Here is a 10,260-nt window from a genome sequence, read left to right as displayed (position 1 = left end):
GCACCGCGGTCGTCGCGACGCTCGAAGCCACGGCCACCACGGTCGTCACGGCGCTCGAAGCCACCGCGCTCGCCCCGGTCGTCACGGCGCTCGAAGGAACGGCCGCCACGATCGTTGCGGTCACGGTCGAACGGGCGGCGGTCACCGCGGTCGTCGCGACGCTCGAAGCCACGGCCACCACGGTCGTCACGGCGCTCGAAGCCACCGCGCTCGCCCCGGTCGTCACGGCGCTCGAAGCCGCGCTCGGCACGGTCGCGGTCGAACGGGCGACGCTCGTCACGGCGCTCGAAACCACGGCCACCGCGCTCACCCCGCTCCTCGCGACGCTCGAAGCCCCGCTCGGCACGGTCCCGGTCGAAGCCGCCACGCCGCTCCCGGCGCTCGTACGGCGCCGAAGCGGCCGGACGCTCCTCGCGCTGAGCCTGCCGCTCGGCGGCGGCAACAGCGGCGGCCTCGGCGACCGCCAGCTCCTCCGCGGCCGTCGCCTGGGCCTCGGCCACCGCGGTCTCGGGGTCCTCGCCGCGCTCGCGGGCGACCCGGGCGACCAGCCGGTCGGCCTCCTCGCGCAGCTCGGCGGCGCGGCGCTGGGCGCGCTCCAGCTGCTTGGTGAGCTGGGAGACCTCGCGCTCGGCCTGCTGGGCGGCGTTGGCGGCGGACTCGGACTGGACCTCGGTCATGGAGCGGGCGCCGGTGATCTCGGCGACCTCCGGGTCGAAGGCGCCGGCGCCCTGGATGATGTGGCGCGCGGCGTCGACGCCGGCGTCCTCCATCAGGCGGAAGATCTGGCGCCGCTGGTGCGGGAGGGACAGGGAGACGACCGTGCCCGTGCGGCCCGCGCGAGCGGTACGGCCGGCGCGGTGCAGGTAGTCCTTGTGGTCGCCGGCCGGGTCCACGTTCAGGACCAGGTCGATGCCGTCGACGTGGATGCCGCGGGCGGCGACGTCGGTGGCGACCAGGACGTTGACGTACCCGTCCTTGAAGTCGGCCAGGGTGCGGGTCCGGGCGCCCTGCGTCATGCCGCCGTGCAGCGCGTCCGCCTTCACGCCGGCCTCGCGCAGCTGCTCGGCGACGCGGTCGGCGCCCAGCTGGGTGCGGACGAAGATGATCGTGCGGCCCTTGCGGGAGGCGATCGCGGCGGTGACCGGCGCCTTGTCCTTGGGCTTCACGATGAGGATGTGGTGGGACATCGTCGTGACGGCGCCCTGGGCCGCGTCCACCTCGTGGGAGACGGGCTCGTTCAGGTAGCGGTCGACGAGGGTCTGGATCTCGTTCTCCATCGTCGCGGAGAAGAGCATGCGCTGCCCGCCGGCCGGGACCTGGTCGAGCAGCTCGGTGACCTCGGGCAGGAAGCCCAGGTCGGACATCTGGTCGGCCTCGTCCAGGACGGCGATCTGCACGTCCTCCAGCGAGCAGGCGCCGCGGTTGATGATGTCGCGCAGCCGGCCCGGGGTGGCGACGAGGATGTCGACGCCGCGCTCCAGGGCGTAGATCTGGTTGCCCATGGAGGTGCCGCCGCAGACGACCTTCATCTTCAGGCCGACGACGTCGCCGTACGGCTGGAGGGCGTCGGCGACCTGCATGGCCAGCTCACGGGTCGGGGTGAGGATGACGGCGCGGGGCTTGTGCTTCTGGGTGCGGCCGCCGGCCAGCTGGGCCAGGGTCGGCAGACCGAAGGAGAGCGTCTTGCCGGAGCCGGTGCGGCCACGGCCGAGGATGTCCTTGCCGGCCAGGGCGTCCGGGATGGTCGCGGCCTGGATCGGGAAGGGGGTGGTGACGCCGTTCTGCGCGAGCTTGCGCACGACACCCTCGGGCAGGCCGAGGTCGGCGAAGGTGATCTGGGGGGACTGGGGGGTGGTGTCAGCGGCCTCGGGGGCCTCGGTGACCTCGTTCGTCACGTCGGCGAGTTCGCTGTCGAGCTGGTTCAGCTCGTTGAACTCGTTCTCGGACACGACAAACTGGTCAGTACTGGACACGGACATGCGAATGCGAAACCTTCCGGAGTCTCTTCGGCACGCGCCCGTCAACTCCGTGATTCGCTCACGACCGCCTCAATGCGGTCCGCCACGGCAAGGGAGAGTACGCGCCACACGGCGCGCTCTGTGGTGGCGCCGGGCAAATGGGATCAAACGATCTACCACCATACGCACTCACCACCCCTGAAGGCAAACCGAGCCGCATCACCGCAGGTCCGAACCCCATAGCCGCAGGCCTGAGCCTCGTGATCGCCGGCCCGAACCCCGCCGAGCGGCAGATCCGCTCCCCCGGCTCGGCCGGTCACGCCGGTGCGCCCGCCGTCGGCGCCGGTTCGCGCTGGACGAGCTGCGGTCCCGGCTCCGCGTGCGCCGAGGAGGACGGCTCGGCCGACGGGGGCTCCGAGGTCGCCGGGGGCGGGGTGGAGGGCGGGGGCTCGGGCGGTGCGGAGGTGGCCGGTGGCGTCGGCGGGGCCTCGGTCGGCGCCGGGTCGCCGGGCTTCACGGTCCTGCCCGGCTTGCCGGGCTTCGCCGGGGCCGCGGGCGCGCTGTCCGCGCCGGACGGGCTGACCGACGCGGAGGGCGACTCGCCCGGCTTCGCCTTGCCGCCGTGCTTGTGCTTGTCACCCGCCCTGCCCTCGTGCCCGCCGAAGCCGCCGGCGCCGACCACCGGGCCGCCGTCGGGTGCCTTCGCGCCGTGCTGCCCCGCCGAGCGCGAGGGCCTGGCCGGGCCCGAGTTGTCACCCACGTTCACACAGCCGGCGGCAGCGGCGAGGGCCAGCACCGTGACGGTGAGCCGGACGGGTACGGGCAAGGGGCGCACGGCGGCCACCTCCGGAGGCAAGGAAAGGAGTCAACCTTCCCAACTCCCGCCGCCCACAAGAGGACACGCGCCCCGCAGGCTTCACAGCCCGCACACCCGCACCGGGCCCCTCAGCCGCCTCCCCCCGAACTCCCGGCCCAGGTACGCCGCACCCCCCGCTCGCCCACAGCCGAGCGCCTGTCACCCATAGCCGAGGGCGTGCAGGCGGGCGTCGTCGATGCCGAAGTGGTGGGCGATCTCGTGCACCACGGTGACCTCGGTCTCCGCGACGACGTCCGCGCGGCTGTCGCACATCCTCAGCGTCGGCCCGCGGTAGATCGTGATCCGGTCCGGCAGCACGCCCGCGTACCACTCGCCCCGGTCGGTCAGCGGTGTGCCCTCGTACAGGCCGAGCAGCTCGGGGTCGTCGGCGGGCGGTTCGTCCTCCACGAACACCGCCACGTTGTCCATGAGCCGCATCAGCTCCGGCGGGATCCGGTCGAGCGCCTCGGCGACCAGCTCCTCGAACTCCTCGCGCGTCATCTCCAGCACACGGTCATTGTCCGGTACCGGGGCCCGTACGAGGGTGCTGCGGCACCGCATATCCACGCCCGGACTTGGGCATACGGCACCAATGGTCCGCGTTCCCGTCGCAGCCCTCCGCACGATGACGAACCGCATGCGCACCTCCCGCCGAGGCCCCCGGCCGCTGCCCGCCCCGGCACTCGCCACCCGTCCGCGCCCCTGGCTGCGCGCCCTCGGTCTCACGGCCGTCGTCCTTGTCGGCGCCTGGCTGGGCCTGCTGATCGTCGGGAACGTACGGGCCCCGGTCGGCCCCATGAACACCACGATGGCGCTGCGCCCGTCCCTCGCCGGCGGCACGAAGATCAACATCTCGCCGCTGGGCGCACTCACCCTGGACAGCCATGTGGCGCCGGTCCGCCTGGACGTGAACGTGGACCAGCTCGATCCGCTCCGATCCCAGGCCCTGGTCGACCACCCCGAGCGGATCTCCGGCCTTCAGAACGAGGTCGCGAGGGATGTCGAGCACGACACGCTGGACCTGGCGGTGCGCTCCTGTGTCGCCGTGGTCGCCGGCGCCACCGCCCTCGGCCTCGCCGTCTACCGCAGCCCCCGCCGGGCGCTTGCCGCCGGCGGCCTCGCCCTGACCCTGCTGGCCGCGTCCGGGGCGAGCGCGTACGCCACCTGGAACCCGAAGTCGATATTGGAGCCGAAGTTCTCCGGGCTGCTCAGCTCGGCACCGTCGGTGGTCGGCAACGCGCGCAGCATCGTCTCCGATTTCGACGTCTACCAGAAGGAGCTGGCCCGCCTGGTGGCGAACGTGACGAAGCTCTACGACGTCACCTCCACGCTCCCGGCCTACCAGCCGGATCCCTCCACCATCCGGGTCCTGCACGTGTCGGACATCCACCTCAACCCGGCGAGCTGGAAGATCATCGCCTCACTGGTGGAGCAGTACAAGGTGAACGTGATCGTCGACTCCGGCGACACGATGGACCACGGCATCGCGGCGGAGAACGGCTTCCTGGACCCGATCCGGGACCTGGGCGTGCCGTACGTCTGGGTGCGGGGCAACCATGACTCGCCGACCACCCAGCGCTATCTGCAGCGGATGAAGAACGTGCGCGTCCTGGACGACGGCCGGGCGCAGACGGTCGCCGGCCTGCGTTTCGCGGGCATCGGCGATCCGCAGTTCACCCCCGACCGCTCGGTGGTGCCCGGCGGCGACGCGGCCGAGCAGCTGGCGGGCGACCGGCTGGCCAGCGCCCTGCGCGACCAGAAGGCGCGGCACACCCCGGTCGACATCGCCGTCGCCCACGAGCCGGCTGCGGCCCGTGAGACGGACGGCGAGGTGCCGCTGGTGCTGTGCGGCCATCTGCACCACGAGGGCGACGAGATGCTGCCCTACGGCACGAGGCTGCGCATGGAGGGCTCCACGGGCGGCAGCGGGCTGCGTGCGGTGGAGCACACCTACCCCGCACCCATCGAGGCCTCGATCCTCTACTTCGACCGCGACAGCCGCCGCCTCCAGGCCTGGGACGCGATCAAGCTGGGCGGTCTGGGCGAGACGACGGCCGAGGTCAGCCGCCATCTGGCCGACGACGCCTCACGCAAGCGGGCTCACCCGGGGAAATCAAGCGCCACCCCCGACCCGACGTCCCCCTCCCGCACCGCTCCCGCCCCCTCGCCGTAAACCGTTTTGGCGATAGCCCTCGCCATCCCATATGCTTCTCACGTCCCCGACGCGCTGAGAAGCGCCCAGGCGGGCCGATAGCCCTCATCGTCTAGCGGCCTAGGACGCCGCCCTTTCAAGGCGGTAGCACGGGTTCGAATCCCGTTGGGGGCACGCATTACCGTGTGCGACACTGTTGCACGCACGCTTGGTCCTGTGGAGCAGTTTGGAGTGCTCGCCACCCTGTCAAGGTGGAGGCCGCGGGTTCAAATCCCGTCAGGACCGCTGGTGTTTCACGTGAAACACCGTGGCTGGGTAGCTCAGTTGGTACGAGCGTCCGCCTGAAAAGCGGAAGGTCGCCGGTTCGACCCCGGCCCCAGCCACAGCCACGAAGGCCCCGTTCGATGAACGGGGCCTTCGTCGTAGGGGGGTATGCATGGCAGACGACTTCCGCGGTTTCGAGATCGCCCGGCGCGGCTACGACCGCGCCCAGGTCGACGCCTATCTGGCCGGGCTGGCCGAAGGTACGCCGTCCGAGGTGCCGCCGGTTTTCGACATCGTCCGACGCGGGTACGACCGGGCGCAGGTGGACGCACGAGTCGCACAACTGCGGAACGGGGGCACGGGGAGATGAGCCAGGACCAGGCCGTCGCCGTGACGGCGGACGCCCAGCTGGAGAAGGTCCGGGCGCGGTACGGGCTGCTCGCGGTCATCATCAGCAATCTGGCGATAGCCGTGGTCGCGATCATCGGGGCGTGGCGGTTCAACGGCGACAAGTCCGTGATCGTCGGCATCCTGACCGCCGCCTTCACCGCGGTCAGCAGCGTGACCACCGCCTACCTGGGCATCAAGGCCGTCTCCAACACGGCGAAGTCGATCGCGCTCGGCCAGCAGAACGCTGCTGCGGCGGCCGTCGCCGCACCGCCCGCCACCGCCGTTCCGCCGGCCACCACCCCTCCGGCCCAGCGCGCCCCCTGAGCACCACCGTCAAATCGTTCGCGTGTTTTTCGCACGGGGTGAGATCCTGGATCGCGTATGTCTACGCATCCCGCCCCCGTTCTCGGCACCCTCGCCCCCCGTCTGACCGAACTGTCGCTGCGCGACGCGCACCGGCTCGGTCGGCGGCTCGAGGGCGCGCGCAAGATCCGTAAGCCGGAGGCCCGCGCCGCCGTCCTCGCCGAGATCGAGGCGGAGGTCGGCAAGGCCGAGGAACGGATCGGTGCGCGGCGTGCCCGCGTGCCCGCCGTCACGTACCCCGAGCAGCTGCCCGTCAGCCAGAAGAAGGACGAGATCGCGGCGGCCATCCGCGATCACCAGGTCGTCATCGTGGCCGGTGAGACCGGGTCCGGCAAGACCACGCAGATCCCCAAGATCTGCATGGAGCTGGGCCGCGGCGTGCGCGGCATGATCGGGCACACCCAGCCCCGCCGTATCGCCGCGCGGACCGTCGCCGAGCGGGTGGCGGAGGAGCTGAAGACCCCGCTCGGTGAGGCCGTCGGCTGGAAGGTCCGCTTCACCGACCAGGTGAACCCGGACGCCACCTTCGTCAAGCTGATGACGGACGGCATCCTGCTCGCCGAGATCCAGACCGACCGCGAGCTGCGCGCCTACGACACGATCATCATCGACGAGGCCCACGAGCGGTCCCTCAACATCGACTTCCTGCTCGGCTATCTCGCGCAGCTGCTGCCCAAGCGGCCGGACCTCAAGGTCGTCATCACCTCCGCCACCATCGACCCCGAGCGCTTCTCGCGGCACTTCGGCGACGCCCCGATCGTCGAGGTCAGCGGGCGGACGTACCCGGTGGAGGTGCGCTACCGGCCCCTGCTGGAGGAGGACTCCGAGGACGCCGACCGGGACCAGATCACCGCCATCTGCGACGCGGTCGAGGAACTCCAGGCCGAAGGCCGGGGCGACATCCTGGTCTTCCTCTCCGGTGAGCGGGAGATCCGGGACACGGCGGACGCGCTGGAGCGGAAGAAGTACAGGTTCACCGAGATCCTCCCGCTGTACGCGCGGCTGTCCCACGCCGAGCAGCACCGGGTCTTCCAGCAGCACACCGGGCGCAGGATCGTTCTGGCCACGAACGTCGCCGAGACGTCCCTGACCGTTCCCGGGATCAAGTACGTCATCGACCCCGGCTTCGCCCGCATCAGCCGCTACAGCCACCGCACCAAGGTCCAGCGGCTGCCCATCGAACCGATCTCCCAGGCCAGCGCCAACCAGCGCAAGGGCCGCTGCGGCCGGACGAGCGACGGCATCTGCATCCGCCTGTACTCCGAGGACGACTTCGTCGCCCGCCCGGAGTTCACGGACGCCGAGATCCTCCGTACGAACCTGGCCTCCGTCATCCTGCAGATGACCGCCGCCGGCCTCGGCGACATCGAGAAGTTCCCCTTCATCGACCCGCCGGACCACCGCAACATCCGCGACGGCGTGCACCTGCTGCAGGAACTGGGCGCGCTGGACCCCGCCCAGAAGGACCCGCGCAAACGCCTCACCGACAGCGGCCGCAAGCTGGCCCAGCTGCCCGTCGACCCGCGGCTGGCCCGGATGGTCCTGGAGGCCGAGCGGAACGGCTGTGTCCGCGAGGTCATGGTCATCGCCGCCGCGCTGTCCATCCAGGACCCGCGCGAGCGCCCGGCCGACAAGCAGACCCAGGCCGACCAGCAGCACGCCCGGTTCAAGGACGAGACCAGCGACTTCCTCGCCTTCCTGAACCTGTGGCGCTATGTCCGCGAGCAGCAGAAGGAGCGGGGCTCCAGCTCCTTCCGCCGGATGTGCAAGCAGGAGTACCTGAACTTCCTGCGCATCCGCGAATGGCAGGACATCTACACCCAGCTGCGCACGGTCGCCAAGCAGATGGGCATCCATCTCAACGAGGAGGACGCGGCCGACGACCGCATCCATGTCTCCCTCCTCGCCGGCCTCCTCTCCCACATCGGGATGAAGGACGTACGGGACGGCAGCAAGAACGAGTACCTGGGCGCCCGCAACGCCAAGTTCGCGATCTTCCCGGGCTCGGCGCTGTTCAAGAAGCAGCCGAAGTTCGTGATGTCGGCCGAGCTGGTGGAGACCTCAAGGCTCTGGGCCCGGGTCAACGCCAGGATCGAGCCCGACTGGGTCGAACCGCTCGCCGAGCACCTGCTGAAGCGGACGTACAGCGAACCGCACTGGGAGAAGGACCAGGCGGCCGTGATGGCGTTCGAGAAGGTCACGCTGTACGGCGTCCCGATCGTCGCCCAGCGCAAGGTGAACTACGGCCGCATCGACCCGGAGACCAGTCGCGAGCTGTTCATCCGCAACGCGCTGGTCGAGGGCGACTGGCGCACGCACCACAAGTTCTACGCCGACAACCGCAAACTCCTCAGCGAGGTCGAGGAGCTGGAACACCGGGCGCGGCGCCGGGACATCGTGGTCGACGACGAGACGCTGTACGACTTCTACGACCAGCGGATCCCCGACCATGTGGTGTCGGGCGCCCACTTCGACTCCTGGTGGAAGCGGAAGCGGCACGAGCAGCCCGACTTCCTGGACTTCGAGCGGGAGATGCTCATCCGGGAGTCGGCGGAGGCGGTCACCAAGGCCGACTATCCGGACTCCTGGCAGCAGGGGCAGCTGAAGTTCCGGGTGACGTACCAGTTCGAACCGGGCGCCGACGCGGACGGCGTCACGGTCCACATCCCGCTGCAGGTCCTCAACCAGGTCACGGACGAGGGCTTCGACTGGCAGATCCCGGGCCTGCGCGAGGAGGTGGTGACGGAGCTGATCCGCACCCTGCCCAAGCCGATCCGCCGCCACTACGTCCCCGCACCGAACTACGCGAAGGCCTTCCTGGACAAGGCGGTGCCCCTCCAGGAGCCGCTGACCGTGACGATGGCGCGCGAGCTGAAGCGGATGGTCGGGGTTCCCTTCGAGGCGGAGGACTTCGACTGGGCGAAGGTCCCGGACCACCTCACGATCACCTTCCGGATCGTCGACGAGCGGCGCCGGAAGCTGGCCGAGGACAAGGACCTGGAGGCGCTGAAGCTCAGCCTGAAGCCGAAGGCGAGGCAGGCCCTGTCCCAGGCGGCCGCGGCGACCGCGTCCCGCGAGGGCGGCGAGTCCCTGGAGCGCAAGGGGCTGACCGACTGGACGATCGGCACCCTCACCCGGGTCTTCGAGACCCGCCGCGCAGGCCAGCCGGTGAAGGCCTACCCCGCGCTGGTGGACGACGGCGACACGGTCTCCGTCCGCCTCTTCGACACGGAGGCCGAGCAGGCGGAAGCCATGTGGAAGGGCACCCGGCGGCTGATCCTGCGGAACATCCCGGTGAACCCGGCGAAGTTCGCGTCCGAGAAGCTGACCAACGCCCAGAAGCTCGCTCTCTCGGCCAACCCGCACGGCTCCATCCAGGCCCTGTTCGACGACTGCGCGATGGCGGCGGCGGACAAGCTGATCGCGGACTTCGGCGGGCCGGTGTGGGACGAGGAGTCGTACCGCAAGCTGTACGACAAGGTGCGCGCGGAGATCGTCGACACGACGGTCCGCACGGTCGCCCAGGTGCAGCAGGTCCTCGCCGCCTGGCAGGCCTGTGAGCGCCGTCTGAAGGCCGTGAGCAGCCCGGTGCTGCTCGCGAACCTGGCGGACGTCCGCAAGCAGCTGGACGCCCTTGTGAAGCCCGGTTTCGTGACGTGGGCCGGCATACGCCGCCTCCCCGACCTGATGCGCTACCTGGTGGCCGCGGACCGGCGCCTGCAGCAGATGCCGACGAACGTCCAGCGGGACACCACGCGCATGGAGAAGGTCCATGAGATGCAGGACGAGTACGCCTGGCTACTGGAGCAGCTCCCCAAGGGCCGTCCGGTGCCGCGGCAGGTCCTGGACATCCGCTGGATGATCGAGGAGCTGAGGGTCAGCTATTTCGCCCACGCGCTCGGCACCGCGTACCCGGTCTCGGACAAGCGGATCGTGAAGGCGATCGACGCGGCTGTCCCGTAACCGCCCGTGTACAGGGGGTGAGTTCGACCAGGCCGCCCCACCTCCTGTACAGTCTCTTCTCGCAGCGCAACGCAGCAAGCCAAGCGCCGCGAAACCTGGTCCTGTGGAGCAGTTTGGAGTGCTCGCCACCCTGTCAAGGTGGAGGCCGCGGGTTCAAATCCCGTCAGGACCGCATCTAGAAGGCCCCTCATCCCATCCGGATGGGGGGCCTTCGCCATGCCCGCGCACCACACCCACCACCCCGCCAGAACAGAGGCGGCGCCCGCGGCGGAGCCGCAATCAGACACAGCAAATCCCGTCAGGACCGCACCCCC

At 70.5% G+C, this 10,260-nt stretch carries 7 protein-coding genes and 4 tRNA genes; 8 read left to right on the top strand and 3 right to left on the bottom strand.

Annotated features, from left to right (window positions below; genetic code table 11):
- From AB0L75_RS32065 to AB0L75_RS32055, 3 genes are all read right to left on the bottom strand, one after another.
- Positions 1–1,979 (bottom strand): DEAD/DEAH box helicase (locus tag AB0L75_RS32065; protein WP_365188019.1); only part of this gene is annotated, 1,979 nt, incomplete at its 3' end.
- A gap of 295 nt (positions 1,980–2,274) precedes the next feature.
- Positions 2,275–2,793, bottom strand: coding sequence for a hypothetical protein (locus tag AB0L75_RS32060; protein WP_365188016.1), 519 nt, complete (start codon positions 2,791–2,793; stop codon positions 2,275–2,277).
- A gap of 180 nt (positions 2,794–2,973) precedes the next feature.
- A complete protein-coding gene (locus tag AB0L75_RS32055) occupies positions 2,974–3,324 on the bottom strand; it encodes a metallopeptidase family protein (protein WP_365188013.1) in 351 nt (116 codons plus the stop codon).
- Positions 3,325–3,451: 127 nt separating this feature from the next.
- Here AB0L75_RS32055 and AB0L75_RS32050 point away from each other — a divergent pair, with 127 nt between their 5' ends.
- The 8 genes from AB0L75_RS32050 (at position 3,452) to AB0L75_RS32015 (ending at position 10,118) form a co-directional block, all read left to right on the top strand.
- Positions 3,452–4,987 carry a metallophosphoesterase gene (locus tag AB0L75_RS32050; RefSeq protein ID WP_365188100.1) on the top strand — a complete coding sequence of 512 codons (1,536 nt, stop codon included), beginning with the start codon at positions 3,452–3,454 and terminating at the stop codon, positions 4,985–4,987.
- Between the two features lie 80 nt (positions 4,988–5,067).
- Positions 5,068–5,140, top strand: a tRNA-Glu gene (locus tag AB0L75_RS32045).
- Positions 5,141–5,176: 36 nt separating this feature from the next.
- A tRNA-Asp gene (locus AB0L75_RS32040) sits at positions 5,177–5,251 on the top strand.
- Positions 5,252–5,275: 24 nt separating this feature from the next.
- Positions 5,276–5,349: transfer RNA gene (locus AB0L75_RS32035), tRNA-Phe, on the top strand.
- A gap of 53 nt (positions 5,350–5,402) precedes the next feature.
- Positions 5,403–5,600 carry a DivIVA domain-containing protein gene (locus AB0L75_RS32030; protein WP_365188010.1) on the top strand — a complete coding sequence of 66 codons (198 nt, stop codon included), beginning with the start codon at positions 5,403–5,405 and terminating at the stop codon, positions 5,598–5,600.
- Positions 5,597–5,944: a hypothetical protein gene (locus tag AB0L75_RS32025; RefSeq protein ID WP_365188008.1), complete on the top strand. Its 348-nt coding sequence runs from the start codon at positions 5,597–5,599 to the stop codon at positions 5,942–5,944. The genes AB0L75_RS32030 and AB0L75_RS32025 overlap by 4 nt, the downstream gene beginning before the upstream one ends.
- A gap of 57 nt (positions 5,945–6,001) precedes the next feature.
- Positions 6,002–9,946 carry an ATP-dependent RNA helicase HrpA gene (gene hrpA / locus AB0L75_RS32020; RefSeq protein ID WP_365188005.1) on the top strand — a complete coding sequence of 1,315 codons (3,945 nt, stop codon included), beginning with the start codon at positions 6,002–6,004 and terminating at the stop codon, positions 9,944–9,946.
- Positions 9,947–10,043: 97 nt separating this feature from the next.
- Positions 10,044–10,118: transfer RNA gene (locus tag AB0L75_RS32015), tRNA-Asp, on the top strand.
- The last annotated feature ends 142 nt before the right edge of the window (positions 10,119–10,260 follow it).

The organism is Streptomyces sp. NPDC052101 (assembly GCF_040680235.1).
GTDB lineage: Bacteria > Actinomycetota > Actinomycetes > Streptomycetales > Streptomycetaceae > Streptomyces.
Note: the sequence above shows the minus strand (reverse complement) of the source record. Positions and strands in the feature narration are given on the sequence as shown.